Here is a 25165-nt window from a genome sequence, read left to right as displayed (position 1 = left end):
CTGCCCGGTCGTCGCCGGCCGCGACGGTCCGCGGGCCACGGTATGCCGTGTGGCTCAGTCCGGTCGCGCCTCCACGCCGGAGAGCAGTGCGCGCAGGAGCTGGTTCAGCTGGGTGCGCTGGTGCGGGGTGAGGTGGTCGAGCAGCTCGGCCTCGAGCCGGATGCCGACCTCGAGGGCCGCCTCCCACATCGCCCGGCCCGCCGGGGTGAGGCGGACGATGACCCGGCGGCGGTCCTCGGGGTCCGGGTGCCGGGTCAGGTGCCCCGCCGTCTCCAGCCGGTCCAGGCGGCTGGTCATGCCGGCCCGGGTCATCTGGGACTTCTCCGCCAGCAGGGCGGGGGTGGCCTCCACCCCGGAGAGCTCGCAGGCGAGGAGGGTGTGCACGGTCTGGACGTCGGCGGCCGTCACGCCCTGCCTGGCCCAGGCCTGGACCTTGCTCCGCTTGAGCAGCCACAGCAGCCGCTGCATCCGAGTGATGACCCCCTCGACCTCGGCGTCGAGCTGCGGCAGCGCCGGGAGCCAGCGCTCGACGTGCTGGTCGACCGAGTCGGTGAGGCGGGCCATGGCCCGATTCTTACACGCCTGACAGTCAGAAGTTTAACCATTCGCTTGCTAACTATTCGTGGCCTAATTACATTTGCCACATGACCCTCCCTCCCGCCCTGGCGCCGCTGCGCTCAGCCCCGTTCCGCCTTCTCGCCGCGGGTCAGGGGCTGTCCTGGCTGGGAGACGCCCTCGTGACCGTGGCACTGGCCGTGGCGATCGTCCAGCGCGGCGGCACCGCCTCCGACCTGGGCGTCGTCATCGGCACCGGCATGGCCACGCGCATGGCGCTCATGCTCCTCGGCGGGGTCTGGGCCGACCGGCTGCGTCCCCAGCGCCTCATGGTGCTGTGCGACATCGTGCGGGCAGCCACGCAGCTCCTTCTCGCCGTCGAGCTGGCCAAGGGCCATCCCTCGACGGCCGCACTGTGCGCCCTCTACGTCGTCACCGGTGCGGCCGGCGCCTTCTTCCGCCCCTCTCTCGCCTCGCTCCAGCCGCTGGTCGTGCCCGAGACCGACCGCCATGCCGCGAACGCCTTCATGGGGCTGCTGCAGAGCGGGGCCAACATCGGGGGGCCGGCCCTGGCCGGCATCCTCGTGGCGACGGCCGGCGCACCCGTGGCCTTCATCGCCAACGCCGCCACCTATGTCGTCTCCGCAGTCACCGTGGCGCTGGTGCGGGTCGAGGCGACCCGGGCAGCGCGAAGGCCACTGTGGCACGAGCTGGCCGCAGGCTGGTCCGAGGTCCGGTCGCGCGACTGGTACTGGAAGAACCTCCTCGGCCACAGCGTGTGGAACACCGCCTGGGGCGTGCTCGCCGTGCTGGGCCCGGTCGTGGCGATGAACCGGCTGGGCGGGGCCACGGCCGTGGGCGTCATCGGCAGCTCGATCGGCGTCGGCGGCGTGCTCGGCGGCTTCGTGGCCATGGCCGTGCGCCCGCGGCGCCCGCTCCTGGCCGCCAACGCCGGGCTCGCGCTCACCGGGCTGTTCGCGGCCGCCTACGCCTGGCCGGCACACCACCTGTGGGCCGTGGTCGCCAGCGCCGTGGCCGCGATGCTGGGCCTCGCGTTCCTCAACGCCTGCTGGGAGACGGTCGTGCAGGACCAGGTGCCGCACGGAGTGCTCGCGCGCGTGTCGTCCTGGGACGAGCTCACCTCGTTCGTCGGCATCCCCGCGGGCAACGCGGTCGCCGGGCCGCTGGCGGCCGCGTTCGGCCTGGGCCACACCCTCGCCGCGACGGCCGTGGTGTTCGTCGTCTCGAGCTTTGCGCCCCTGATGTCCGGCAGCGTCCGGCGGCTGGACTCAACCCACGCCCGGGCCCGGGCCGTCGAGCCGGACCCCGCCTGAGGCAGGTCAGGCGGGGCGGGCCAGCGCTCGGCTGACCAGGCGGCCGAGCTCCTCGAACGCCGCCGCGTCACCGAGCCCGGCGCGCTCGGCGAACTCCCCGCGCTGGATCGCCTCGATCGTCACGCCGACCCACGTGGCCACGAACGCGGCGTCGACCGGGGCGACGGCCTTCTCCGCCGCGGCCTCGTCGACCAGCTCGCGCACCCTGCGGGCCGCCGCCACGGCGTTGTCGCGGTAGGTCGCCCGGGTTGGTTCGAAGCCGGCGATGTCGTCGATGAACTGCCGAGAGGCCGGGCGCAGCGCCTCGGCGACCGCCTCGAGGTAGGCCTCGATCCGGCGCAGCGGCGCACGCCGCTGCGCCACCCGCGACTCGACGAACGCGGTCGAGCGTCGGAAGAAGTTGTTGACCACCCGCACCGCGAGCTGGTCCTTGCTCGGGGCCAGCGCGTAGAGCGTGGTCTTGGAGCAGCGCAGCCGCGCCGCGAGGTCGTCCAGGGTCAGGTGCGCGAAGCCCTCGGCCACGACCAGGTCGGTGAGCCGGCCGAGCAGGTCCACCTGGCGGGCGGTCAGTGTCGCGGACATGTCACAGATCATACGGACAGTGATACTGACGTATCGCGTGCAGTATCGTTTCTGTCATGCCCGCAGACCGCCTCATGCCCACCGAGGAAGCCCAGGACCTCATCGAGCTCACGCGCGAGATCTGCGCCGAGCAGCTCGCGCCGAAGGCCCCGGCCGCCGAGGCGGCCGCCGAGTTCCCCCGCGACACCTTCCGGCTGCTCGGGGACGCCGGGCTGCTGTCCCTGGCCTACCCCGAGGAGGTCGGCGGCGGCGGGCAGCCCTACGAGGTCTACCTGCAGGTCGTCGAGGAGATCGCCGCGGCGTGGATGAGCGTCGCCGTCGGCGTCAGCGTCCACTCCCTGACCTGCTACCCCGTGGCGCAGTTCGGCACCGACGCCCAGAAGGCCGGGCTGCTGCCGGACATGCTCGGCGGCTCGATGCTCGGCGCCTACTGCCTTTCCGAGCCCCAGGCCGGCTCCGACGTCTCCGCGATCTCCACCCGGGCCACCCCGCTCGGTGACGGCTCGGCATACCGGCTCAAGGGCACCAAGGCGTGGATCTCCCACGCCGGCCACGCGGACTTCTACACGACCTTCGCCCGCACCGGCGACCACCCGAGCAAGGGGCTGTCCTGCTTCGTCGTCCCGGCCGGCACCGAGGGCCTGAGCTTCGGCGAGCCCGAGCGCAAGATGGGCCTGGCCTGCGACACGGTGCGCCAGGTCTACTTCGAGGACGCCGTCGTCGACGCCGGCCGCCTCGTCGGCGAGCCGGGCATGGGCATGTCGATCGCCCTGTCCGCGCTGGACTCCGGCCGCCTCGGGATCGCGGCGGCCGCGACGGGCCTGGCGCAGGCGGCGCTGGACGTGGCGGCGGGCTATGCGACCGAGCGGAAGCAGTTCGGCCGGGCGATCAGCGAGTTCCAGGGCCTGTCGTTCCTGCTCGCCGACATGGAGGCCGCGGTCACCTCGGCCCGCGCGACCTACCTGCACGCGGCGCGCCTGCGCGACGCCGGCCGGCCCTTCAGCAAGCAGGCCGCGATCGCCAAGCTGGTGTGCACCGACGCCGCCATGAAGGTCACCACCGATGCGGTCCAGGTCCTCGGTGGCTACGGTTACACGCAGGACTTCCCGGTCGAGCGCTACATGCGCGAGGCCAAGGTGACCCAGATCTTCGAGGGCACCAACCAGATCCAGCGCCTGGTCATCGCCCGTCAGCTGCTGCGCGGCTGACCACCCCGTCCCCGACACCACAGCGAGGAACCTCCTTGAACATCAACGACTCCACCGTCGCGCTCGTCACCGGTGGCGCCTCCGGACTCGGTGAGGCCACCGTCCGACGCCTGCACGACGGCGGCGCCTCGGTCGTCATCGTCGACCTGCCCTCCTCCAGCGGGAAGGCCCTGGCCGAGGAGCTCGGCGACCACGCGCGCTTCGCCCCGGGGGACGTGCGCGACGAGGCTCAGGTGCAGGCCGCGATCGAGGTCGCCAGGGAGCTCGGCGACCTGCGCGTCGTCGTCAACTGCGCGGGCGTCGGCACCCCCGGCCGGGTGGTCGGCAAGAAGGGCCCGCTCGACCTCGAGACGTTCCGCAACGTCATCGACATCAACCTCGTCGGCACGTTCAACGTGCTGCGCCTGGGCGCCGCCGCGATGCTCGACAACGAGCCGGTCGACGGCGACCGCGGCGTCGTCGTCATGACGGCGTCGATCGCCGCCTACGACGGCCAGATCGGCCAGGCCGCGTATGCCGCGTCCAAGGGTGGCGTCGTCGGCCTCACCCTCTCGGCCGCGCGGGACCTCGCCGACAGGGACATCCGCGTGGTCACCGTGGCCCCCGGCACGTTCGAGACGCCGATGCTCTCCGGGCTGCCCGGCGACGTGAAGGCGGTCCTCGAGGCGCAGGTGCCCCACCCCTCGCGCCTGGGCAGGCCGAGCGAGTACGCCTCGCTGGTCGCGCACATCGTCGACAACCCGATGCTCAACGGTGAGGTCATCCGCCTCGATGGCGCGCTGCGGATGCCCCCGCGCTGACGCCGCGGCGTCGGTGACCAAGGTCCCTGTGCTGCGGTGACGGCCCGGCATACAAAGGACTCACGCCTTCGGCAACGGAGGCGGATCGGCCAGCAAACGAGGTCCGGACCGAGGGGCAACCCGGCGGACCCGTCGTGACGGACGGGTGGACAGGGCGCACTGGCCGAAGTGCGGGAGCGTCACCCCCGGACAAAAAGGAGGCCCCGCCAACTCATACTTGGCGGGGTCTCACTTTGCTCGCTGGAGGATACCTGCAGGTCAGGGCGGTCCCCAAACTCAGCCGGCGTTGTCCGGCAGCTCGAACCACGCCACCGTGCCGCCCCCGTCGCGCGACTCGAGCCCGATCCGGCCGCCGTGCGCCTCGACGACCCGCCGGCAGGTGGCCAGGCCGATGCCGTGACCCTCGACGTCGACCTGCCCGGTGCGCTCGAACAGGGTGAAGACCCCGGCGGCCTGCCCGACCGGGACTCCCACCCCGCGGTCGGCGACCTCGACGCGAGTCCCGCTCGCACCTCGCCGGGCCGAGACGGTCACGCGGGCGGGCACACCCGGGAGGGTGAACTTCAGGGCGTTGGAGATGAGGTTCTGCAGCACCGAACGGAGCTGGTTCTCATCTCCACGGACCACCGGCAGGGTGTGGATGACGAGGTCCGCCCCGCCGGCGCGGACGAGGTCGCCAAGGTCGTCACGGACGAGGTAGGCCACCCGGCCGAGGTCGACCTCCTCGCTGCCGAGGCGCCCCCCGACGTGGCCGTAGTCGAGCAGCTCGGTCATCTGGGCGTACATCCGCGCGGCCGACTGCCCCGCCCGCTCGGCCAGCCAGCTGCCCTCGGGGTCTTCGGCCACGGAGGGCAGGTCGGCCAGCTCCTGGACGTAGCCCATCACCGCGGTGAGCGGGTTGCGCAGGTCGTGGCTGACCTGGCCGGCGAAGGCGGCGAGCTGGTCGTTGGACCGGTTCAGCTCGGCCCGGGCCAGGGTCAGCTCCTCGAGCGACTGCTCGAGCAGGGCGGTGCGCCGGCGCAGCTCGAGGATGTCGACGATCTGCCGGGCGAGGGCGTCGACGGCCCCCGCCTGGGCCGGGGTGAGGTGCCGCTCCTCCTCGTCGAAGACGCACAGCGTGCCGATCGTGATGCCCGCGGGGGTGCGCAGCTGGCTGGAGGCATAGAAGCGCAGCGAGGCGATGACCCCGGTGACGAACGGGTTCTGCGCGAACCGCGGGTCGAGCCGCGCGTCGGCCAGCACGACCGGCGACTGCTGCTGGATGGTGACGTCGCACATGGAGTCGTCGCGGGTGCAGATCGAGGGCCCGATGCCGAAGGCCGCCACCTGGTGCTGGTGGGTCTCGTCGATGAGGTTGATGACGGCCGTCGGCACCCCGCAGACCAGGGCGGCCAGCTCGACGAGCGCCTCCAGCTCAGGCTCCGGCGGGCGGCCGAGGACGTCGTACTCGTCGAGCGCCGCAGCACGCGCGGCGTCGGCCGCGGTGGCGTCGGTCAGGGGTGGCGACAGGCTCTCCATGGCACTGGTCATCATGCCCGATTGGTGCCGTTTGGGTGCGGACATCCGCGCGATCATCCGCTTGGCGGAGGCAGCCCGGGCACGCCGGGGCCACAGTGGTCTGGCAGGGGCGGAGAAGGAGTGAGGGCCATGCTCAAGGACCTGCGGGCGCACGCCACGCTGCCTGCCACCGACCTCGCACGCGCCAGGGCGTTCTACCGCGACAAGCTCGGCCTCGAGCCGGAGGAGGAGACCCCCGGCGGCCTGCGGTACGGCTGCAACGGCTCGACGTTCGTGGTCTACCCCGGCAGGAACGCCGGCAGCGGGTTGCACACCCAGATGGGCTGGACCGTCGACGACATCGGGGCCGAGGTGGCCGGACTCAAGGCCCGCGGCGTGGAGTTCGAGAGCTACCCGCAGATGCCGGACTTCGACTCGGGGACGAACATCTTCTCCCCCGGCTACATGCGCGCGGCGTGGTTCCGCGACAGCGAGGGCAACATGCTCGGCCTGGTGCAGTTCCACCCGTGACCGCGGCCGCGACCCCGACGCCGTGACGGCACCCGACTCCTTCCCCGCGGCGGGGGTGGAGCTGACGCACATCCTGGTCGTGAGCGACCTCGCCCGGTCGACCAGCTGGTACCGCGACGTGCTCGGCGCCGACCTGTTCCGGGAGTACGGCGGCACCTCGGCGGTCTTCCGGTTCCGCGGCGCCTGGCTGCTGCTGGTCACCGGTGGGGGCCCCACGGAGGACAAGCCCGACGTCACCTTCGCCCCGCCGGACCAGCCCGGCCGGGTCAGCCACGCCCTCACCATCCGGGTGCCCGACTGCCGCAAGGCGTACGCCGTGCTGGTCGCCCGGGGGGCCCAGTTCCTCACCCCGCCACACGACTGGGGCTACGAGACGCGGTGCTTCTTCCGCGACCCGGACGGGCACCTCTTCGAGCTCAGCCAGGCCTGAGCGGCCGCCGTCACGCCAGACTGGCGCCATGACGCGACGACGCAGCGCCGGTCTGTTGCTGCACCGGGTCCACGACGGCCGCCCCGAGGTCCTGCTCGGACACATGGGCGGGCCGTACTGGGCGCGCAAGGACGACGGCGGCTGGTCGGTGCCCAAGGGCGAGCACGAGGAGTCCGAGTCGCCGCAGGACGCCGCCCGCCGCGAGTTCACCGAGGAGCTCGGCCTGCCTGTGCCGGACGGTCCGTGGGCCGACCTCGGCGACGCGCGCCAGCCCAGCGGCAAGGTGGTGCGCGTCTTCGCCCTGGCGGCCGACGTCGACGTCGACGCGGCGACCTTCGGGACCTTCGAGATGGAGTGGCCGCCGCGCAGCGGCCGCCGGCAGGTCTTCCCCGAGCTGGATCGGGTGGCCTGGCTGGACCTCGGGACGGCCCGGGCCAAGCTGGTCTCTGGTCAGCGGGTCTTCCTGGACCGGCTCTCGTCCCACATCGTGGCTACCGACGAGTAACCCCGGCCACGCCTCCTCGTTACCCCGGTCACACCCGCGAGGAGGACCGATGCCGTCCGTGCTGCTCCGCTGTCGTGACCGCTCCACCCGTCGCCCCGCCCTGGCCCTGGCGCTGCTCGCCGGCGTCGCCACCGCCGTGGTCGCCGTCGCGCCCGGGGCCACCGCCGCCGGGACACCGGACCCGCTGGAGGGCGCGGTCCGCAACGTCCTGCCGCCGGGCCAGTCCGGGAGCATCGACGCCGCGAAGCTCGCGACCGTCGTCGCCGGCGACCCGCAGGGCAGGGTCGCCGTGGAGGGCCGCAACGCGCCGCCGAACTTCGCCGACCAGCTCGAGATGTATGACGGGCTGAACCGGCTCGACCCGGCCTCCGTCAGCGCCGGTGATGTCTCCCGGCTCTACAAGCGCGCCGACTTCACCCCCGACACGGTGGTCCGCAGCGCCACGCCGAGGCCGGGGGTGCGCATCCGCTGGGACGCGTTCGGGGTCCCCTACGTGGACGGGCAGAGCGCCGAGGACGTCGCCTTCGGCGCGGGCTACGCCGGGACGATGGACCGGATGTTCCTGCAGGACGTGCTGCGCCATGCCGGGGCCGCCCGCGCGGCGGAGTTCCTCGGGCCCACCGAGGGCAACGTCGCCATGGACCGGCACCAGCTCCAGACCGCCGCCTACACCCCGGCCGAGGCGCAGGCCCAGCTCGACGGCGTGGTCCAGCGCTACGGCGAGGAGGGCCGGGCGCTGCTCGCCCGGGCCGACGCCTACCTGGCCGGGATCAACGCCGCGCAGCACGCCCTCTGCCCGGCCAACCTGCCCACCGGGCTGCACTGCCCGGCGGAGTACGCCGCGCTGCAGAAGACCCCGAAGGACTGGACCCGCGCCGACCTGGTCTACGTCGCCTCCCTCGTCGGCGGCATCTTCGGCAAGGGCGGCGGTGGCGAGGCCGACAACGCCCGCTGGCTGCAGCAGCTCCAGGGCCGTTTCGGCGCGGCGCAGGGGCTGGCCTACTACCGCGACCTGCGCGCCAAGAACGACCCCGAGGCGCCGACCACGGCCAGCGTGCGCACGCCCTACGGCGGCGGCGACCCCAACCCGGCGCAGCCCGGCGTCGCCCTGCCCGACCTGGCCGGGCCGACCGCCGACGGCACGGGGGCGGACGTCGGCGGCACCGGGCTCCCGCTGCCCGCCGCGCCACCCTCGCTCGGCCTGGACATGCCGCACGGCACCTTCCTGCCGCTGACCACCCGGGGCGCGAGCAACGCTGCGCTCATTGCCGGTTCGCGCTCGGCGGACGGTCACCCGACGGTGGTGTTCGGCCCCCAGACCGGCTACTACGCGCCCCAGCTGCTCAGCGAGGAGGTGCTCAACGGGCCGGGCATCCACGCCCGCGGGGTGTCCTTCGCGGGCACGTCGCTGGTCGTCGAGCTCGGCCGCGGCCTGGACTACGCGTGGAGCGCGACGAGCGCCAGCAGCGACATCGTCGACACCGTCGCCGAGCGGCTGTGCGAGCCCGACGGCTCCACCCCGACCGTGCGCAGCACGCACTACCTGGCGGACGGCCGCTGTGTGCCGATGACCTCGTGGGTGCACGAGGAGACGGCGCTGCCCAACGCCGGGGCCACCAACCCGCCGCAGCAGCTGCGGATGCAGGTCCTGCGCACCGGGCACGGCATCGTGCAGTCCCAGGTGACGGTGCACGGCATACCGGTGGCGCTGGTGCTGCAGCGCAGCACCTACGGCCACGAGGTGGACTCGGTGATCGGCTTCGCCCGGGTCAACGACCCGGCGCAGGTGCACGACCCGGCCTCGTTCAACCGGGCCATGAGTGGGATCGACTACACGTTCAACTGGTTCTTCGCCAACGACAAGGACATCGCCTACTTCGGCTCGGGCCGGCTGCCGCAGCGGGCCGCCGGGACCGACCTGGACTTCCCGCGCTGGGGCGACAGCCGCTACGACTGGACCGGGTGGGTGCCGACCAGCGGGCACGTGCAGCAGGCCGACCCGCCCTCGGGCTACCTCGTGTCGTGGAACAACAAGCAGGCGCCCGGGTTCTCCGCCGCCGACAACGTCTGGGGCTACAACTCCATCTACCGCTCCCGGGCGCTGTCCGACCGGGTCGGCGCGCTGGCCGCCACCGGCCACGCGACCGTCCCCCAGCTCGTGGGCGCGGTCGCGGACGCGGCGACGGTCGACAGCCGCGCGCGGTACACCCTGCCCGCCCTGCTCGACGTCCTCGGCGACGGCGGCAGCGACCCGCAGACCCGCAAGGCCGTCACGCTGCTGCGCGGCTGGCTGGCCGACGGCGCGCACCGGGTCGACCGGGCGCGCACCGGGCACTACGCCGACCAGGCCGCGATCGCGCTGTTCGACGAGTGGTGGCAGCCGGAGCACGAGGCCGTGGCGGACTCCTCCCCCGGCGCGCTGCCCAAGGACGTGCTGCGCCCGGTGCTCGGCTCGCTGGTGGACCAGCTGCCCAAGGCCCTGGACGACCACCCGCGCGAGGGCAAGGGCTCCTCGTGGAACGAGGTCGCCTGGTACGGCTACGTCGACGCCGAGCTCCGTCGTGCCCTCGGGCACGGACCCGCGGGCACCCGGCCCGCCTCGCTGTGCGGCCCCCGGACGTCGTGCGCCGACACCGTCATCGCCTCCCTGACCGCCGCCGTCCAGCGCGCCCTGGCCGCCCAGAAGGTGACGGACGTGGGCGCGCTGACCTACGACAAGCACCTGGACGACATCCGGCACACCACCGCCGGTCTGGTCGGCGTGCGGCCGATCGACTGGCAGAACCGGCCGACGTTCCAGCAGGTCGTCCACTTCACCACGGAGCGCTAGCCCCACGTACGCCCTTCGCCGGATCCTCCTGGGGTCCGGCGGAGGGACCGTGGTCGCACCTGTGGAGAAGGAGCGATCATGGCCGGGTTCGTGCAGATCATCGAGTTCACGACCTCCCGCGTCGACGAGCTGCAGAAGCTCGCCGACGACTGGCGCGCCGGGCGCGAGGGAGAGCCCGGTGGCCCGGTCCGGGGTGTCTTCAGCCGGGACCGGGACAACCCCAACCGCTGCGTCAACATCATCGAGTTCGCGTCGTACGAGGAGGCGATGGCCAACTCCGAGCGCGCCGACACCACGGAGTTCGCGGCCCAGCTCGCGGCGCTGTGCGACGCGCCGCCCAAGTTCTCCAACCTCGACGTCGTCGAGGAGTGGACCCGCTGATCCGGGGGCCATGCGGCCCGGGCCGCACCGGCGCCGGCATCGACGCGGTCCTGGAGCGGATGCACCGGCTGCTCGCTCCCATGGAGGCGGCCGGTGACCCGAAGCGGTTCTTCCTGTCCACCTACACCCGCACCACGGCCGCGGTCCGTGACGAGCTCGCGGCCGGGACGTTCCGTGACCCGGAGTGGGTCGAGCGGTGGGACGTCGCGTTCGCCGAGCACTACCTCGACGCGCTGGAGGCGCACGGGCGCGGCGACCCGGCACCCCTGCCCTGGCAGGCGGCCTTCGACGCCGGCGACGTACCGCCGCTGCGGCACGTCCTGCTCGACATGAACGCGCACATCAACTTCGACCTGCCCCAGGCCCTGCTCGCGGTCATCAGCAGCGCCGAGTTGGACGACCCCGCCCTGGTCCACTGGCGTCACGTGGACCACCGGCACATCGACACGGTGCTGGCCTCCCGGGTCGGCGCCGAGGACGACCGCCTCGCGTCCCTCGGCACGGCGAGTCTGAGCGACCGGGTGCTCAGCCCGCTCAACCGCCTGGGCACCAAGCGGTTCCTGCGGGAGTCCCGCCGCAAGGTCTGGGCGAACGCGATGGTGCTCGACCGCGCCCGTCGACGCGGCCCGTTCGCCCTCGCCGACGGCCTGGACCAGCTGGCGCACCTCTGCGCCGACAAGGTCGAGCAGCTCACGGCACCAGGACCGGTGATCCTGAAGCTGGCCGTGCGGGGGTTCGGCGTTCGCCTGCCGGGCACCGACCAGCGCTGGCCCTGAGCGATGCGGTAGCGCCTCGGGCCGCGGCGACCTACCCTCCGCGGAGGGGACCGCTACCCAGGGGGGTGACGCCGTGGATGTCCGGCTCGCGAACGCCAAGGACGCGTATGCCGTGCGCCTGGTCGGGCTGCGCACGTGGCCGGCGACCTACGGGCCGATCGCCGGCGCGGACTACGTGTCCTACGGCCTGGCCCGTTGGTGGTCCCCCGAGGCGGTGCGCCGCAGCATCGAGGGGCAGGGCACCTTCGTCGCCGTGGCCGGGGACGACGTCGTGGGCACCGCGACGGTCGGCGAGCTGGACGGCTCCCCGGTCCTGTGGAAGCTCTACGTGCTGCCGGACTTCCACGGCTTCGGGATCGGTTCGGCCCTGCTGGAGGCGGTCCTCGCCTCGTTGCCGCCGGGCGCGGACCGGCTGCGCCTGTCCTACGTCGACGGCAACGATGAGGCCGAGCGGTTCTACCGCCGGAGGGGCTTCGTCGAGGTCGCCCGGCACCCCGACCCCGAGGGGCCGGACGGGATCTGGATGGAGAAGATGCTGGCGTGAGCCCGGCAGCACCCACCGACTGGCAGGCCTGGCACGAGCCCTATGCCGACCCGACGTCGCCGCTGTCCCGGCGGCTGGCGGTCGTGCAGCGTCACGTCGGGACGTGGCTGGAGGCCCGCGGCGGCGCTCCGGCCCGGGTGCTGAGCCTGTGCGCCGGCGACGGGCGCGACCTGCTCGGCGTGCTGCGCGACCGCGGGGACCACGACGACGTCGACGCCACCCTCGTCGAGCTCGACGCGGGTCTCGTGACGACGGCACGCGCGACGGCGGCCACCCTGGCGACAGCCCGGGTGCGCGTGCTCGAGGGCGACGCTGCGCTGGTCGACCTCTGGGCCGAGTACGTCCCGGCCGATCTGGTGCTGCTGTGCGGCGTGCTCGGCAACATCAGCGACGCCGACGTCGAGCGCACCCTCGCGACACTGCCGGAGCTGTGCGCCGTCGGCGCCACGGTGGTGTGGACCCGGTCCCGGCGACACCCCGACCTGACCCCCGCGATCCGGAAGTCGTTGTCCGGCAACGGTTTTGCTGAAGTCGCGTTCGAGGCGCCGGACGACGTGCTGTTCAGCGTCGGCGTGCACCGGTACGCCGGCACACCCCGTCCGGTGCGGCGCGGGCGGCGCCTGTTCACCTTCACGACCTGAGCCGACCCGGGTACGCGGCTAGGTTGACGCCCATGTCCAGCGCCACCCCGCAGATCTTCGCCGTGTCCGGACCGCTGCCCTCGACCAACCCGCGCCACACGACCATCCCGCTCATCGAGCACGCGGTTGGGCTGACCGGCCGCGAGCGCCCGCGGATCACCTACATCGCGACCGGGACAGGCGACCACCCGGCGCACATCGACAGCTTCCACCGGGCGCTGGCCCACCGGGACGACGTGACCACCAGCCACCTGAGCCTGTTCACCCAGCCCAACGTGCCGGACGTGCGCGAGCACCTGCTCGCGCAGGACGCGGTGTGGGTCGGCGGCGGCAGCGTCGTGAACCTCATGGCGGTCTGGCGTGCCCACGGCATACCGGAGCTGCTGCGGGAGTGCTGGGAGGCCGGCGTCGTGCTGGCCGGGCAGAGCGCGGGCAGCCTGTGCTGGCACCTCGGCGGCCCGACCGACTCCTTCAGCGACGCGCTCGACACCGTGACCGACACCCTGGGCTGGCTGCCGTTCAGCAACGGGGTGCACGACAACTTCCCCGAGCAGCCGCGCCGGGAGGCGTATCGCGCGGCCGTCGCCGAGGGCCTCGTGCCCGCCGGCTACGCCAGCGAGGACGGGGTCGGGCTGCACTACGTCGGCACCGAGCTGCGCGAGGTCGTCACGGTCGTCGACGGCGCCTGCGGCTGGTGGGTCGAGCCCGACGGCCCGGGCGCGTGGTGTGAGGAGCGGCTGGAGGCCCGCCTGCTGGGCGAGTGAGCATGCGGAGCCACCCGAACCAACCGGCCGCAACCGCGCGGAGCAAGAGTCAGGACTTGGTAAAGCCCCCCACCCGTGTGCTGCCGCACTGGGAACCTTGAGGTATCAAGTTCCCCCCTCATCCCCTGGAGGCGGCGGTGCACCAGTGCGTGACCCCCCTGCGGTCCCGGCTCCCCGGTCCCAGCGCGTATCCCGCCTCGGCGGTCGAGCTCGTGGCCCAGAGCCTGGTCGACGGCACGATCTCCCTCGCCGAGCTCGACATGATGAGCGACGAGGAGGCCCTGTTGACCGTGGCCACCCGTCGCGCCCTGCCGGCCTAGGCCAGCACTCGGTCCACGAACGCCCCGAGCCGATCCGTCAGCCGGCGGGCCCGCTCGGCCGGCTCCACCATCGACTCCCCCTGCGGCAGCTCGAGCGGTCGCAGCCCCCGCACGTAGAGCGAACAGGCCAGGTCGGCGCAGATGTAGGTGCCGACCGTGTTGCCATCCCGTCCGGCGGACCCGGCCCGCGGCGCGACGAACAGCACGACGTCCGAGGGCTTGTGCGCCGACCAGCACAGGTTGCACAGCGCGGACCCGCGGCTGCCGCTGGTCGAGGGCGCCCGCAGCGCCAGGCCCAGCGGCTTCCCGTCGCGCCACAGCACCAGGTAGGCGCGCGCCGGCGCCTTGGGGTCGCGCCAGCCCAGGTAGTCCAGGGTGTCCCAGTCGGACTGCTCCAGCCCCGCTGGCAGGTTCAGCGCCTTGGCCTGGGTCTTGGACAGGTTGACGAAGCTGCCGCGGACGGCGGCAGCGGTGAGCGGCTCCATGGCGGCCACGCTGCCAGCCGGCACCCCCGGGCGTCGAGCGGATATCCGGCTGCGCGCACCGCTGCGCCACGGGAGGATCCGGGCATGGATCCCGTTGTGGTGCGGCCCTGTTCGCCTGACGACCTCTCCCGGCTGGAGCGGTCAGCAGTGCCTGCCGACGCCCTGGCGCACCACCGCGAACGGTGCGCGATGCAGCAGCGGGGCGAGGCGCGATACCTGCTTGGCTGGTCAGGGGGCACCGTGGTGGGCCGGGTGACGCTGCTGCACGCCTCGAAGTACGCCGGGGTGCGCGAGCGCGGCGACCTGTGGGAGATGAACGCGCTGGAGGCCCTGCCGCAGGGGCGGGGCGTGGGGACCCTGCTCATCACCGCCGCCGAGGAGCTGGCGCGGGTCGACGGGACCGGTGTCCTGGGCCTGGCGGTCGAGCCCTCGAACACGGGTGCCCTGCGGCTCTACGGGCGGCTCAGCTACCGCGACTGGGGCCACGGGATGGTGCTGGACGAGTGGACCGAGCGGGACTCGGCCGGGCGCGGCTGCGCGAGCACCGGACGCCGTGCCACTACCTGCTCAAGTCCCTGAGCGGCTGACCCCGCCACGTCCCGACGGCGCGTCGCCCGCGTGTCGTCTATGAACTTGTCCAGATCGCCCCACGCGCGGCGCCACCCTGCGGTATCCATCGACAGGAGTCAATGGATCGGCACGAGGGACGGGGCATGGGGGCAGAAGGAACCAGGACGGCCAGGGGCACGACCGCCGGTACGCAGGCCGGGCGAGGGGCCGGCTTCCGGCTCCGGTTCGGGGCGGCCGTCGGCGCACTGGCGCTGCTGTCGACCGGCGCGATCCTCGCCGTCGGCGGCGGCCGGCCCGACTCGGCCATCTCGCTGTCCCGGGGGCAGCTGACCCTGGCCCTAGGCGGGATCTTCCTCGCCGGCGTCCTGTCGGCTGCCCTGCTCGCCTGGGCCCTGGGCGGGCACCGGCATGCCACCCGCCAGCCCGGTGCGGAGCTCCAGCCGCACCCCGCGCGGGTGCGGCGGGCGAAGCTCGCCGAGCGACGCACCGCCCGCGCGACACCCACCCGGGGCCGGGCGTCCCGCCGCGCCGTCGCGGCGCCCGCGCCGGGCACGCGTGCCGCGCTGCGCTCGACCCGGCGACGCCGGGCCACGCGCTGACCGGTCGCGCCGTCGGCGGTCATGGCTAGGCTCGGACGCGAGGCGTGAACATGCCCCGGCGGGGAGGCCACGACATGGACCCGGTGCAGGTGAACCTCGGCGGCGTGCCCGAGACGCTGCTGTGGAACCTCTACCAGCGCGCGACCGAGGCGCGCCAGGACCACCCGGTGCTGCGCGACCCCAAGGCGGTCGCGCTGGTCGAGGCGATCGACTACCCCTTCGCCGCGCGGTTCGGCTCGGGTGAGCTCGGCCAGTGGCAGGCCCTGCGGGCGGCGACGTTCGACCGGGAGGTGCGCCGGTTCCTGGGCACCCACCCCGACGGCACGGTCGTCGCGCTCGGCGAGGGGCTCGAGACGCAGTTCTGGCGGGTCGACAACGGTCGGGTGCACTGGCTGACGGTCGACCTGCCCGAGACGGTCGAGGTGCGCACCCGGCTCCTCGGGACGGCGACCGGGCGGCAGTCCGTGGCCGCCGTGTCGGCCCTCGACCCGGCGTGGATGGACCAGGTCGACCCCCGCCGCGGGGTGCTGGTCACGGCACAGGGGCTGCTGATGTACCTCCAGCCCGCGGAGGTCCACGGCCTCGTGGCCGACCTGGCCCAGCGGTTCCCGGGCGCGGAGCTGGTGCTCGACGGGGTGCCGCCGTGGTTCAGCCAGCGCACCCAGGCCGGACAGATGCGCACGAAGCAGGGCTACGTCACCCCGCCGATGCCCTGGGCGCTCGACGCGGCCGAGCGCCGCCGGCTGCTGGCCATCCCCGGGGTCGACGAGGTCCGCGACCTCGTCCCACCCCGGGGCCGGGGCCCGCTGCACGGCTGGGTCGCCCCTGTGGTCAACCGGTCGGCGCGGGTGCGGGCCCTCGGGCTGACCGGCCTGCCGATCCTGCGGCTGCGTTTCGCCGCCGCGTGAGCACCTGGGGCCCGTGATGATGCTGCGCAACGTCCAGCCCGGCGACGTCGAGACCTATGTGCGGATGCGTTGCGACCCGGTGATGATGAGCGAGCTCGGCGGCCCGCTGCCGCGCGAGGGCATCGAGGACAAGGTCGCCCGCGACGTCGCGGCCGCCGAGTCCGGCGAGTCGTTCATCCTCATGGTGGTGCCGGACGAGAGCCGGCCCGAGGAGGTCGCCGGCAACGTCGTGCTGTGGTCCCACGAGGACGAGGAGTCGCCGGGCGAGACGCTGTCCGAGGTGGGCTGGATGATCCTGCCGGAGTTCCAGGGTCGTGGCCTGGCCAAGGCCGCGGTCCGGGAGCTGCTGGAGCGGGCACGCCGGCAGGGCCGGTGGGGGCTGGTGCATGCTTTCCCCGGCGCGACGAACGGGCCGTCCAACGGCATCTGCCGCTCGCTCGGCTTCACCCTCGTCGGCACGCGTGACGTCGACTTCGCCGGCCGGTGGCTGCACACCAACCACTGGCGGATCGACCCCGCGACCGAGCTGGGCGGCTGAGCCGGCCACATGGCATACACAGGAGCAGAGCGCAGTGGTGACAACGGGTTTCGTCGTCGAGGTCGCGCCCTGGGACAGCCCCGACGGGCGACGGCTGCGCGCGGCGCAGCGGGCCGAGCTGGTCGCGGCCTACGACGGCGACGTCGAGCCGGGCACCAAGCCGACCGCGGCCGACGTCAACGTGTTCCTGCTGGCGCGCGACGCCGCCGGGGAGGCGGTCGGGTGTGGGTCCCTGCGCCACCTCGGTGGGGAGGCGGCAGAGATCAAGCGGATGTATGTCGCGCCTGCCCACCGGGGTCGTGGTGTCTCGCGGCTGGTGCTGGGCGCCCTGGAGGAGCAGGCCCTCTCGCGGGGCTGGACGGTGCTGCGGCTGGAGACCGGACCGTTGCAGGCTGAGGCCATCGGGCTCTACACCAGCGCGGGCTACGCGCCGGTCCCGGCGTTCGGCCCGTACGTCGGGTCGACGACCTCCCTGTGCTTTGAGCGGCGTCTGGGCAGTGGTCAGCCGACGGGCCAGCACGGGTGAGGTGGCCCACGGCAGCGCCCCGGGGCACTGCCGTGGGCGGTCGGTCAGGCAGCCAGCGAGACCTGCGCGCCGGCGGGGGCGCCGTAGCGGTCGACGATCTTGTTGAGCTCGGACTGGTAGTAGAGCGTGTGCAGCCCGAGGACGAAGACCAGCACGATCCCGAGCGCCGGCGAGCAGGTCGGGGCCAGGCCGGCAGCACGCTGCCGCTCGGCGATCCGCTGACCGGTGCCGTAGACCGCCAGGTAGGGCGGGATCACCAGGATCCAGCCGAACAGGAAGGCCAGGAGCGTGGCGGCGGGGTTGACCGGGTGGCGGCGGTCGAAGGCGGCCATCTCGGCGTTGACCTTGTACCACCACACCAGGTTGTAGATCCCCAGCGTGATCAGCGGCAGACCGAGCCACACGGCGAAGACGTTGCGGCGCTTCATCATCGTGCCCTCGGCAAGGGCGCCCGGCTGCTGAGGCAGCAGCTGCCCAGACGTCTCGGCCAGGGGAACCATCTGCGCCGGTGCCGGCTCGTGCAGCGCCAGCTCGTGCCCACGCGCGTCGTCGGTCGTCGGCTCGGGATAAGCCTGTTCGGTCATGCCAGTCCTCTTTCATGCAAGAGCCCGCGGCACCTCTGGTGCCACGGGCGGGTTCAACGGAGCCGGGCAAGCATGCCAGCGATGGCCTTGCCGCATGGCTCGTTTCGGGAAAGTCAGACCCTGCGGGCGCTGACGATGATTTCGGGGCTGGCGTCGGTTAACGGCGAGCCGTCCCAGTCACCGTGGACGGTCTCGACCGAGAATCCCGCGGCCTCGAGGGTCCGCTCGAGCGTCGGCAGGTCACGGAAGGCGAGCGTGCTGCGGCTCTCGACGTGCTCGGCCGGGTCGGCGCCGAGGAGGTGGTGGGTGGTGAAGCTGACCGTGGCCTCACCGACCTCGGTCACCTCGTGCCAGGACTCGACGCGCCGGCCGGCGATGACCGCCTCCTCGCGGGAGCCCTCGGGAGTCCAGCGCCGCCACGCCTGCGCCGCGGGGTTGCGCGTCTCGAACGCCAGCACCCCACCGGGCGCCAACACCCGGGAGAGCTGCCCGAGCGTGGCGGCCCACTGCACCTCGGTGACGAACACTTGGGCGACGTGGCCCGTCATCACCGCCAGGTCGAAGGCGCTCCCGGGCAGGTCGGCAGCCGTGCCCTGCACCCAGGTCACGGCCTCGGCCCCGGGCTTGGCCCGCGCCGCGTGCAGCATCCCGGCGGCGGGGTCGAGACCCGTGACGTGGTCGGCCTGCTCCGCCAGCTCGATCGCCAGGGTGCCGGTGCCGCAGCCGACGTCGACGATGCGCCTGGCCGCGAGGGTCCGGGCGAGGGAGACGTAGTGCTCGACGTCCCAGCGCCCGCCGTTCCAGGCGTCGTAGAGCGCGACGAGGCGAGGGTCGGCATACAGCTCGTCAGCCATGGGGCTGGACGCTAGCGAGCAGGGTGACCGGGCGGCCACCACCTTTCGCAGGGGGGGCGGGGCGACCTAGCCCATGCCCCCGCCGCCGGACGTCCCGGTCCAGCTCGGGCCACCGCTCAGCTTGAACGAGTCCGGATCCATGTCACCGTGCTCGTCGGCCAGGCGCTCCTCGCGGGTGCGCGGGTGGTGGTGCCGGTAGATCGCGCCCCGGATCGCGAGCGTGATGACCGTGCCGACGGCCAGCACGAAGACCGCGACGAAGAACGACTCGATGATGACGCTCGCCATGGCATCTCCTGTTGCCCCCCGACCGGTCCACCCGGTCACCATGAGCGTACGCCGGGCCGGGCGCCTTCAGGGGGCATTCGGTCCCTCCGCCGCGACCGCCAGGGGGCCGTTCCCCGGGTACCGTTCCCGAGGGGAACCCTCTCGACCCGGGAGCGTGCACATGGACCGGCAGCCGATCGTGGCCGAGATGGAACGGGCACGCCTGGACTTCCACCACCTCCTGGACACCGCCACCAGCGCGGACCTGCGGGCCGGCACGAACGGCACCCGGTGGACCAACGAGCAGCTGCTCTTCCACATGCTGTTCGGCTACCTGGTGGTGCGCACCCTGCTCGTGCTCGTCCACCTGCTCTCCCGGGCGCCGCGCGGGGTGTCCCGACGGTTCGCTGCGGCCCTCAACGCGGGCACGAGGCCGTTCCACGTCGTCAACTACGTCGGGTCGCTCGGCGGGGCGCGCATGCTGGGCCACGCCGGCATGGAACGGCTGCTCGACCACGTCATCGCGCGGCTCCAGGCCAGGCTCCTGCGAGAGAGCGACGTGGCGCTGGGCCGTGGCATGCACTTCCCCGTCGGGTGGGACCCCTACTTCACGGACGTCATGACGGTGGGCGACGTCTACCACTACGCCACCCAGCACTACGACCACCACCGCCGCCAGCTGACCCTGCCCGCCGCGACCGCGTGAATCAGGACGAGGCAGCCCCTGCCCGCCAGTACGCCACAGCCGAGGACGGGCAGGCCCCGGAGAGCTCGGCGGACCCGGCCAGCGCCTGCGGCAGGGCCTCGCGGGTGGTGGCGGTGAAGCCGAACCGTTCGAAGTAGCCGACAGCGGTCTCGGTCAGCAGGGCCACCGCGGCCCGGCCGCCCTCGTGCGCGTCGGCACCGGCCAGGGCCGCCCGCATCAGCGCGGTGCCGACTCCGGTGGCGCGGGTGTCCGGGCGCACGACCAGGCTGCGCAGCAGGTAGACCGGGCGGCCGACCCCCGTGTGGCGCTCGAGGGCGACGACACCGTCGAGGCCGGCGCTGCCGTCGACCACCCAGCGGCGCCAGCTGTCGCCCAGGCCGCCCAGCGGGAGCCCAGCCGCGGTGAGCAGCTCGCGTGCGGGGCCGTCATCGGCGTCATGGGCGGGCCGCACCGCATGACCAGGCGAGGGGCTGGCCATCAGCAGCAGCCCGTGTCGAGCACGCGGGACACGGCGTTCATCGCCTCGGGCACGAGGCGGTAGTGCACGTTCATGCCGTCCCGGCGCTTGGTGACGAGGCCGGCCGTGAGCAGCTGCTTGAGGTGGTGGCTGGTCGTGGGCTCGGACAGCCCGACCACCGGCGCGAGGTCGCAGGTGCAGGCCTCGTAGTCCGGCTGGGAGAGCAGGTGGTCCACCAGCAGGAGCCGGGCCGGGTCCGCCAGCGCCTTGAGCCGCACCGCCAGGCCGACCGCGTCATCCCGGGACATCCGCGTCGCGGGCGCGAGCGGGGCGCAGCAGATCGGCGAGGTGTCCTGCAGGAGGGGCAGCGGCTTGGGCATGAAGAAATCCTCGCAACCTTCTTGACGAACGTCAAATACCTAGCGATTCTATGAACGTCAAAGAGGTTGCCTCACCGTCGAAGGAGAAGCCGATGTTGCCGACATCCACGACCCACGCCCTGGCCCTGGCCCGCACCGAGGAGGTGCAGCGGAAGGCCACCCGCTCCTGGCTGCACGAGCCCGCACCCGCGCATACGGCCTGGCTTGCCTCCGCCGTCTCGGCACTGACCCGCCCGCTGCACCACGAGGCCCGCGCGGCCCGGACCACGCCGGCCTCCCCCGCAGCCTGCTGCGCCTGACCCCACCACCCGAAAAGGCCCGACCATGTCCCGCATCCAGCTCGCCCTCAACGTCAACGACATCGACGCCGCCGTGGACTTCTACTCCACCCTGTTCGCGACCGAGCCGGCCAAGCGCCGCCCCGGCTACGCCAACTTCGCGGTGGAGAACCCGCCGCTGAAGCTGGTCCTGTTCGAGAACCCCACCGCCAGCGGCACGCTGAACCACCTCGGTGTCGAGCGCGCCTCGATGGACGAGGTCGCCGCCCAGGCCGACCGGCTCGAGGCCGCAGGCCTGAGCCTGGAGACCGAGGGGGACGTGGTCTGCTGCTATGCCCGGCAGTCCAAGCACTGGGTCACCGGTCCGGACGGGCAGCGCTGGGAGAACTACGTCGTCCTGGCCGATGCCCAGCCCGAGCTCGAGGGGCGCCGCACCGCCGAGGAGGCCGCTACGACCAGCGGATGCTGCGCCACCGGGGCCGCCATCGGGGCCGCCATCGGGGCAGCCACCGGCGAGACGGCCGCGACTGCCGCCTGCTGCTGACCCCGGCCGCCACCCCGTTCACCGACTGTTCGTTTGACGGCACCGGCCGGGCGCCACAACGATTCATGGTGCGATGACTACTCATGTTGACCTGAATCCGCGGCGCCCGGCCGACCCGCCGGTGCTGGACCAGCCGTCGGTGAAGCTCTTCGCCGACCCGCTGCGGGCACGGCTGGTGACCCTGCTGGCCGCCGAGCAGCTGTGCACCTGCCACCTGGCCGAGGCCACCGGCGCGCTGCCGACCGCGGTGTCGAACCACCTGCGCCAGCTGCGCGAGGCCGGCGTCGTCGAGACCGAGCCGTGCGGCCGCTACACCTACTACCGGCTGCGCCCCGAGGCGCTCGATGCCGTCGCGGCCCAGTTCGCGGCCCTGGCTCAGGCCGCCCGCACCGCACCGCGCAGGCCCTGCTGATGGCCGGGTCCACCTCCGCCCCCGGGCTGGGTCGCCGGCTGGTCGCCGAGCTGGTCGGCACCGCGATGCTCGTCGCGGTGGTCGTCGGGTCGGGCATCGCCGCCCAGCAGCTCTCGCCGGGCAACGTCGGGCTGCAGCTGCTGGAGAACTCGACCGCCACCGTGCTCGGCCTGACGGTGCTCATCCTGATGTTCGGGCCGGTGTCCGGGGCCCACTTCAACCCGGTCGTCTCGGCGGGCGACTGGCTGCTCGGCCGCCACGCCGGGACCGGCCTCAGCGGTCGTGACGTGGGGGCCTACACGCTGGCCCAGGTCGTCGGCGCCGTCGCCGGGGCGCTCCTGGCCAACCTCATGTTCGACGTCCCCACCCACCTGTCCACGCACGACCGCACCCACGCCAACCTGTGGCTCGGGGAGGTCGTGGCCACGGCCGGGCTGGTGGCGCTCATCTTCGCCCTGGCTCGCACCGGCCGCGGAGCCGTGGCCGCGCCGGCCGTCGGGGCCTACATCGGTGCGGCGTACTGGTTCACCTCCAGCACCTCCTTCGCCAACCCGGCGGTGACCGTCGGGCGGATGTTCTCCGACACCTTCGCCGGCATCGCCCCCGCCTCCGTCCCGGGGTTCGTCGTCGCCCAGGTCGTCGGCGGCGCGGTCGGCCTGGCCCTGGTGCGGCTGCTCCACCCCGACGTCGCCACCGTGGCCGACGACGTCGTCCTGCCTCACGGCGCCGACCACCCGACCACCACCGGCGGGTCCGCCCCCGACGCCGCCCGCGCCCTCTGAAAGGCCTGCCATGACCACCAAGCCCAGCGTCCTGTTCGTCTGCATCCACAACGCCGGCCGCTCGCAGATGGCCGCGGCCTACCTGAACCACCTGTCCGGCGGTCGGGTCGAGGTGCGCTCGGCCGGCTCCGAGCCCGCGGACCGGGTCAACCCCGCGGCCGTGGCGGCCATGGCCGAGGAGGGCATCGACATCGCCGCCGAGACGCCCAAGGTCCTGACCACCGAGGCGGTGAAGGACTCCGACGTCGTCATCACCATGGGCTGTGGCGACACCTGCCCCTTCTTCCCGGGCAAGCGCTACGAGGACTGGGTGCTGGAGGACCCGGCCGGCAAGGGCGTCGAGGCGGTCCGCCCGATCCGCGACGAGATCCGGGCCCGGGTCGAGGCCCTCATCGCCGAGCTGCTGCCCGAGACGACCACGGCCCGGTAGGCGGCGCTGCGAGCGCCGCAGCAGCCCGGTATGCCGCGTGCCTGGTCCGGCGGTCAGCAGCCCGGTATGCCGTGTGCCTGGTCCGGCGGTCAGCAGCCCGGTATGCCGTGTGCCTGGTCCGGCGGTCAGCAGCCCGAGGCTGCCGTCCCCTCCGGCGGCGCCACCGCCGAGAGCTCCCAGTAGGGCGGCTGACCCGGCCCGCTCTGGCCGAGCCCGAGCTGGGCGTGAGCCCGGACGCCGGGGTGGATGACCCTGGTCCACTCCCGCACCGGCCCCAGCGGCGTGGACGAGGCGCCCGCGGCACTCCAGTGCAGCGCAGCCATCCGCGCCGCTGTGTGCGCGCGGACCTGGTCCCTGGTCTGCGTCGACGTGAACTGCCAGTCGGCGAGGACATCGCTCCACCCCTCGGTGCCGGGGCGGCCGTCGCAGGAGGTCCACGAGGGGGATGCGTCAGTGTGCTGCTGGACGACAGCCCCGGCAGGCAGGGCGGCCGACACCTGCCGCAGGGCCGCCAGGCGCGCCCCACCCGGGTCACCACCGGCGTGGCCACCCCGGGACGCGGCCACGACCCAGGGGACGGCCATGGCCAGCACAGCAGCCGCCGTGATGAGCCACCAGAGCCGGCGGCGCGGTGTCGTCGGCACTGCTTGCGCGTCCCCCCGGACCTCGGTCATGGGGTCATGCTGCCTGAGGAACCGGTCTGACGTGCGGGTTTCTGCGTGGCTCCGGCCCGAGACGTCCGCCTACGCTGCTGACGTGGTGGGCAGGAGCCGGCGGGCGCGGGTCGAGGACGTGCACGACCTTGCCCTGGCAATGCCCCACGTGACGGTGGACCACGGCACCGCCGGCAACCCGGTGTACCAGGTGGGCGGCAAGTCGTTCGTCTTCTTCCGCACCCCCCGACCCGACGCGCTCGACCCCGTCACCGGGGAGCGCTACGACGACGTGGTCGTCTTCTGGGTGGCCGACGAGGCCGACAAGCAGTCCCTGGTGCAGGACCCGGCGTCACCGTTCTTCACCACGGCCCACTTCGACGGGCATCCCTCGGTGCTGCTGCGCGCCAGCCGGGTCGGCGAGCTGACCGTGATGAGCTGACCGAGCTGGTCCAGGACGCGTGGCTGTCCCGCGCGTCCGCGCGCCGGGCACAGGCGTGGCTCAGCGCGCGGTCCCGTCGGTGAACAGGGCCACCAGGTTGGTGTCGCCGAGGCGCTCGGCCAGCTCCCGGGGCGTCACCCCGACGTCGTTGGGCGCGTCCGGGTCGGCGCCCGCAGCCAGGAGCACCGCGACCGCCGCGCTCTCCCCGCGGGCATAGAAGATGGCCCTCGACAGCGGCGTGTTGCCCCAGTTGTCCCGGGAGTCCACGTGCGCCCCCGCGTGCAGGAGCAGGGAGATCACCGCCGGGCAGCGCGCCTGGGCGGCGAAGTGCAGCGCCGTGAACCCCTGGGCGTTGGCGAGGTCGGGAGCGAGCCCCTCGTCGAGCAGGCGCCGGACCGCGCCCACGTCGCAGGCAAGGGCGGCGTGAATCATGTCGCCCAAGCGCAGGTGCGCCTTCCCCGGCATACGTCCAGCATGCGCGTGGGCTGCGTCCCCACCACACCCCTTGACGAGATCTTGGAAGTCGGCCCTTCTGCGGTATGGGGCGGGTCGCTGAGGCTGTCGCGCGGTGTCCACCGCTGCCATCCTTGGGCGATGGGGAGCGTGTACGAGGCGGCGGGTGGCGACGAGGGCCTGCTCCGTCTGGCCGAGGCCTGGCATGCGCGCGTCCTGGCGGACGAGGTGGTGAGCCACGCGTTCAGCCACGGCTTCCACCCCGATCACAGCGCGCGGCTCGCCGCCTACTGGGTCGAGGCGCTCGGCGGCCCGCCGGCATACTCCCGAGGGCTTGGCGACGAGACCTCGGTGGTGCGGATGCACAGCGGCAACGGGCCGCACCCGGAGATGGACGCGCGGGCGATCGCCTGCTTCGACCAGGCGATGACCGACGCCGGCCTCACCGATGGCGACCCCGTGCGGACCGTGCTGCACGACTACTTCGCCTGGGCGACGACCACGACCATGTCCCGCTACCACCGGTCCGCGGACGACGTGCCCGACGGGCTGCGCATCCCGCGCTGGTCCTGGCAGGGCCTGCAGCCCTGAGGTCGCAG

At 73.3% G+C, this 25165-nt stretch carries 37 protein-coding genes; 26 read left to right on the top strand and 11 right to left on the bottom strand.

Going from position 1 to position 25165, the window contains the following annotated elements:
- Nucleotides 1–54 precede the first annotated feature (54 nt).
- Entirely contained in the window at nt 55–564 is a 510-nt protein-coding gene (locus tag FB474_RS00850; protein ID WP_141786927.1) for a MarR family winged helix-turn-helix transcriptional regulator, read from the bottom strand.
- An 80-nt stretch (nt 565–644) separates the two neighbouring features.
- Here FB474_RS00850 and FB474_RS00845 point away from each other — a divergent pair, with 80 nt between their 5' ends.
- On the top strand, nt 645–1889 hold the full coding sequence (locus FB474_RS00845; RefSeq protein WP_141786926.1) for an MFS transporter: 1245 nt from the start codon (nt 645–647) through the stop codon (nt 1887–1889).
- A gap of 6 nt (nt 1890–1895) precedes the next feature.
- Here FB474_RS00845 and FB474_RS00840 read toward each other — a convergent pair whose 3' ends face one another.
- Nucleotides 1896–2471 carry a TetR/AcrR family transcriptional regulator gene (locus FB474_RS00840; protein WP_221632390.1) on the bottom strand — a complete coding sequence of 192 codons (576 nt, stop codon included), beginning with the start codon at nt 2469–2471 and terminating at the stop codon, nt 1896–1898.
- Nucleotides 2472–2527: 56 nt separating this feature from the next.
- Between FB474_RS00840 and FB474_RS00835 the strand changes: the two genes are divergently transcribed.
- Together FB474_RS00835 and FB474_RS00830 are read left to right on the top strand one after the other, a co-directional pair.
- Entirely contained in the window at nt 2528–3679 is a 1152-nt protein-coding gene (locus tag FB474_RS00835) for an acyl-CoA dehydrogenase family protein (protein ID WP_141786924.1), read from the top strand.
- A 35-nt stretch (nt 3680–3714) separates the two neighbouring features.
- Nucleotides 3715–4479, top strand: coding sequence for an SDR family NAD(P)-dependent oxidoreductase (locus FB474_RS00830; protein ID WP_141786923.1), 765 nt, complete (start codon nt 3715–3717; stop codon nt 4477–4479).
- A gap of 276 nt (nt 4480–4755) precedes the next feature.
- On the opposite strand, the gene FB474_RS00825 is transcribed toward FB474_RS00830, so the two are convergent.
- Nucleotides 4756–6012 (bottom strand): sensor histidine kinase, encoded by a 1257-nt coding sequence (locus FB474_RS00825; RefSeq protein ID WP_246091991.1) that lies wholly within the window; start codon nt 6010–6012, stop codon nt 4756–4758.
- A 114-nt stretch (nt 6013–6126) separates the two neighbouring features.
- On the opposite strand from FB474_RS00825, the gene FB474_RS00820 reads away from it, so the two are divergent.
- From FB474_RS00820 to FB474_RS20570, 10 genes are all read left to right on the top strand, one after another.
- Nucleotides 6127–6507: a VOC family protein gene (locus tag FB474_RS00820; protein ID WP_141786922.1), complete on the top strand. Its 381-nt coding sequence runs from the start codon at nt 6127–6129 to the stop codon at nt 6505–6507.
- 22 nt (nt 6508–6529) lie between these two features.
- Complete coding sequence (locus FB474_RS00815; protein WP_141786921.1) at nt 6530–6937, top strand: VOC family protein; 408 nt, start codon at nt 6530–6532, stop codon at nt 6935–6937.
- Nucleotides 6938–6965: 28 nt separating this feature from the next.
- Nucleotides 6966–7442 (top strand): NUDIX hydrolase, encoded by a 477-nt coding sequence (locus tag FB474_RS00810; protein WP_141786920.1) that lies wholly within the window; start codon nt 6966–6968, stop codon nt 7440–7442.
- Between the two features lie 49 nt (nt 7443–7491).
- Nucleotides 7492–10272, top strand: coding sequence for a penicillin acylase family protein (locus FB474_RS00805; protein ID WP_141786919.1), 2781 nt, complete (start codon nt 7492–7494; stop codon nt 10270–10272).
- A gap of 78 nt (nt 10273–10350) precedes the next feature.
- Entirely contained in the window at nt 10351–10653 is a 303-nt protein-coding gene (locus FB474_RS00800) for a hypothetical protein (protein WP_141786918.1), read from the top strand.
- Nucleotides 10641–11429: a DUF5995 family protein gene (locus tag FB474_RS00795; RefSeq protein WP_246091990.1), complete on the top strand. Its 789-nt coding sequence runs from the start codon at nt 10641–10643 to the stop codon at nt 11427–11429. The genes FB474_RS00800 and FB474_RS00795 overlap by 13 nt, the downstream gene beginning before the upstream one ends.
- 73 nt (nt 11430–11502) lie before the next feature.
- On the top strand, nt 11503–11973 hold the full coding sequence (locus FB474_RS00790; protein WP_141786917.1) for a GNAT family N-acetyltransferase: 471 nt from the start codon (nt 11503–11505) through the stop codon (nt 11971–11973).
- Complete coding sequence (locus FB474_RS00785; RefSeq protein ID WP_141786916.1) at nt 11970–12614, top strand: SAM-dependent methyltransferase; 645 nt, start codon at nt 11970–11972, stop codon at nt 12612–12614. Before FB474_RS00790 ends, FB474_RS00785 begins: the two co-directional genes overlap by 4 nt.
- Before the next feature lie 32 nt (nt 12615–12646).
- Nucleotides 12647–13378 (top strand): Type 1 glutamine amidotransferase-like domain-containing protein, encoded by a 732-nt coding sequence (locus FB474_RS00780; RefSeq protein WP_141786915.1) that lies wholly within the window; start codon nt 12647–12649, stop codon nt 13376–13378.
- Between the two features lie 149 nt (nt 13379–13527).
- The gene (locus tag FB474_RS20570) at nt 13528–13698 is read left to right on the top strand and encodes a hypothetical protein (RefSeq protein ID WP_185745979.1); all 171 of its coding nucleotides are present in this window, start codon (nt 13528–13530) and stop codon (nt 13696–13698) included.
- Here FB474_RS20570 and FB474_RS00775 read toward each other — a convergent pair.
- Nucleotides 13695–14183 carry an FBP domain-containing protein gene (locus tag FB474_RS00775; RefSeq protein WP_141786914.1) on the bottom strand — a complete coding sequence of 163 codons (489 nt, stop codon included), beginning with the start codon at nt 14181–14183 and terminating at the stop codon, nt 13695–13697. The genes FB474_RS20570 and FB474_RS00775 overlap by 4 nt on opposite strands.
- Nucleotides 14184–14267: 84 nt before the next feature.
- On the opposite strand from FB474_RS00775, the gene FB474_RS00770 reads away from it, so the two are divergent.
- The 5 genes from FB474_RS00770 to FB474_RS00750 all read left to right on the top strand — a co-directional run bounded on the left by FB474_RS00770 (nt 14268) and on the right by FB474_RS00750 (nt 17324).
- Nucleotides 14268–14762: a GNAT family N-acetyltransferase gene (locus FB474_RS00770; protein WP_141786913.1), complete on the top strand. Its 495-nt coding sequence runs from the start codon at nt 14268–14270 to the stop codon at nt 14760–14762.
- 134 nt (nt 14763–14896) lie between these two features.
- Nucleotides 14897–15352, top strand: coding sequence for a hypothetical protein (locus FB474_RS00765; protein WP_141786912.1), 456 nt, complete (start codon nt 14897–14899; stop codon nt 15350–15352).
- Nucleotides 15353–15426: 74 nt separating this feature from the next.
- Nucleotides 15427–16260 (top strand): class I SAM-dependent methyltransferase, encoded by an 834-nt coding sequence (locus tag FB474_RS00760; protein ID WP_141786911.1) that lies wholly within the window; start codon nt 15427–15429, stop codon nt 16258–16260.
- Nucleotides 16261–16276: 16 nt separating this feature from the next.
- Nucleotides 16277–16798 carry a GNAT family N-acetyltransferase gene (locus FB474_RS21055; RefSeq protein WP_141786910.1) on the top strand — a complete coding sequence of 174 codons (522 nt, stop codon included), beginning with the start codon at nt 16277–16279 and terminating at the stop codon, nt 16796–16798.
- 34 nt (nt 16799–16832) lie between these two features.
- On the top strand, nt 16833–17324 hold the full coding sequence (locus tag FB474_RS00750; RefSeq protein ID WP_246091989.1) for a GNAT family N-acetyltransferase: 492 nt from the start codon (nt 16833–16835) through the stop codon (nt 17322–17324).
- Nucleotides 17325–17368: 44 nt separating this feature from the next.
- Here FB474_RS00750 and FB474_RS00745 read toward each other — a convergent pair whose 3' ends face one another.
- From FB474_RS00745 to FB474_RS00735, 3 genes are all read right to left on the bottom strand, one after another.
- Nucleotides 17369–17908, bottom strand: a complete 540-nt coding sequence (locus FB474_RS00745; RefSeq protein ID WP_185745978.1) for a DUF4234 domain-containing protein — start codon at nt 17906–17908, stop codon at nt 17369–17371.
- A gap of 113 nt (nt 17909–18021) precedes the next feature.
- Nucleotides 18022–18762 (bottom strand): class I SAM-dependent methyltransferase, encoded by a 741-nt coding sequence (locus tag FB474_RS00740; RefSeq protein ID WP_141786909.1) that lies wholly within the window; start codon nt 18760–18762, stop codon nt 18022–18024.
- Nucleotides 18763–18828: 66 nt separating this feature from the next.
- A complete protein-coding gene (locus FB474_RS00735) occupies nt 18829–19050 on the bottom strand; it encodes a hypothetical protein (RefSeq protein ID WP_141786908.1) in 222 nt (73 codons plus the stop codon).
- Nucleotides 19051–19210: 160 nt separating this feature from the next.
- Here FB474_RS00735 and FB474_RS00730 point away from each other — a divergent pair, with 160 nt between their 5' ends.
- A complete protein-coding gene (locus FB474_RS00730) occupies nt 19211–19735 on the top strand; it encodes a DinB family protein (protein WP_141786907.1) in 525 nt (174 codons plus the stop codon).
- 1 nt (nt 19736) lies between these two features.
- Here the strand turns inward: FB474_RS00730 and FB474_RS00725 are convergent, their stop codons facing one another.
- Nucleotides 19737–20213: a GNAT family N-acetyltransferase gene (locus FB474_RS00725; protein ID WP_141786906.1), complete on the bottom strand. Its 477-nt coding sequence runs from the start codon at nt 20211–20213 to the stop codon at nt 19737–19739.
- Complete coding sequence (locus tag FB474_RS00720) at nt 20213–20572, bottom strand: ArsR/SmtB family transcription factor (RefSeq protein WP_141786905.1); 360 nt, start codon at nt 20570–20572, stop codon at nt 20213–20215. Before FB474_RS00720 ends, FB474_RS00725 begins: the two co-directional genes overlap by 1 nt.
- Before the next feature lie 92 nt (nt 20573–20664).
- On the opposite strand from FB474_RS00720, the gene FB474_RS00715 reads away from it, so the two are divergent.
- The 5 genes from FB474_RS00715 to FB474_RS00695 all read left to right on the top strand — a co-directional run bounded on the left by FB474_RS00715 (nt 20665) and on the right by FB474_RS00695 (nt 23018).
- The gene (locus tag FB474_RS00715) at nt 20665–20871 is read left to right on the top strand and encodes a hypothetical protein (RefSeq protein ID WP_141786904.1); all 207 of its coding nucleotides are present in this window, start codon (nt 20665–20667) and stop codon (nt 20869–20871) included.
- A 25-nt stretch (nt 20872–20896) separates the two neighbouring features.
- Nucleotides 20897–21394 carry an ArsI/CadI family heavy metal resistance metalloenzyme gene (locus FB474_RS00710; RefSeq protein ID WP_141786903.1) on the top strand — a complete coding sequence of 166 codons (498 nt, stop codon included), beginning with the start codon at nt 20897–20899 and terminating at the stop codon, nt 21392–21394.
- 73 nt (nt 21395–21467) lie between these two features.
- Nucleotides 21468–21806, top strand: coding sequence for an ArsR/SmtB family transcription factor (locus tag FB474_RS00705; protein WP_141786902.1), 339 nt, complete (start codon nt 21468–21470; stop codon nt 21804–21806).
- Entirely contained in the window at nt 21806–22588 is a 783-nt protein-coding gene (locus FB474_RS00700; RefSeq protein ID WP_141786901.1) for an aquaporin, read from the top strand. The genes FB474_RS00705 and FB474_RS00700 overlap by 1 nt, the downstream gene beginning before the upstream one ends.
- A gap of 10 nt (nt 22589–22598) precedes the next feature.
- Nucleotides 22599–23018: an arsenate reductase ArsC gene (locus FB474_RS00695; protein WP_141786900.1), complete on the top strand. Its 420-nt coding sequence runs from the start codon at nt 22599–22601 to the stop codon at nt 23016–23018.
- Between the two features lie 125 nt (nt 23019–23143).
- On the opposite strand, the gene FB474_RS00690 is transcribed toward FB474_RS00695, so the two are convergent.
- On the bottom strand, nt 23144–23692 hold the full coding sequence (locus FB474_RS00690; protein ID WP_141786899.1) for a hypothetical protein: 549 nt from the start codon (nt 23690–23692) through the stop codon (nt 23144–23146).
- Between the two features lie 82 nt (nt 23693–23774).
- Here FB474_RS00690 and FB474_RS00685 point away from each other — a divergent pair, with 82 nt between their 5' ends.
- Nucleotides 23775–24113, top strand: coding sequence for an MmcQ/YjbR family DNA-binding protein (locus FB474_RS00685; protein ID WP_221632388.1), 339 nt, complete (start codon nt 23775–23777; stop codon nt 24111–24113).
- Nucleotides 24114–24173: 60 nt separating this feature from the next.
- On the opposite strand, the gene FB474_RS00680 is transcribed toward FB474_RS00685, so the two are convergent.
- On the bottom strand, nt 24174–24578 hold the full coding sequence (locus tag FB474_RS00680; RefSeq protein ID WP_185745977.1) for an ankyrin repeat domain-containing protein: 405 nt from the start codon (nt 24576–24578) through the stop codon (nt 24174–24176).
- A 129-nt stretch (nt 24579–24707) separates the two neighbouring features.
- Between FB474_RS00680 and FB474_RS00675 the strand changes: the two genes are divergently transcribed.
- Nucleotides 24708–25157, top strand: coding sequence for a group II truncated hemoglobin (locus FB474_RS00675; RefSeq protein WP_141786897.1), 450 nt, complete (start codon nt 24708–24710; stop codon nt 25155–25157).
- Nucleotides 25158–25165: the final 8 nt, after the last annotated feature.

Origin of the sequence: Oryzihumus leptocrescens (genome assembly GCF_006716205.1) — a bacterium.
Lineage (GTDB): Bacteria > Actinomycetota > Actinomycetes > Actinomycetales > Dermatophilaceae > Oryzihumus > Oryzihumus leptocrescens.
The sequence above is the reverse complement of the archived record's forward strand: the minus strand, read 5'-3'. Positions and strand labels throughout refer to the sequence as shown.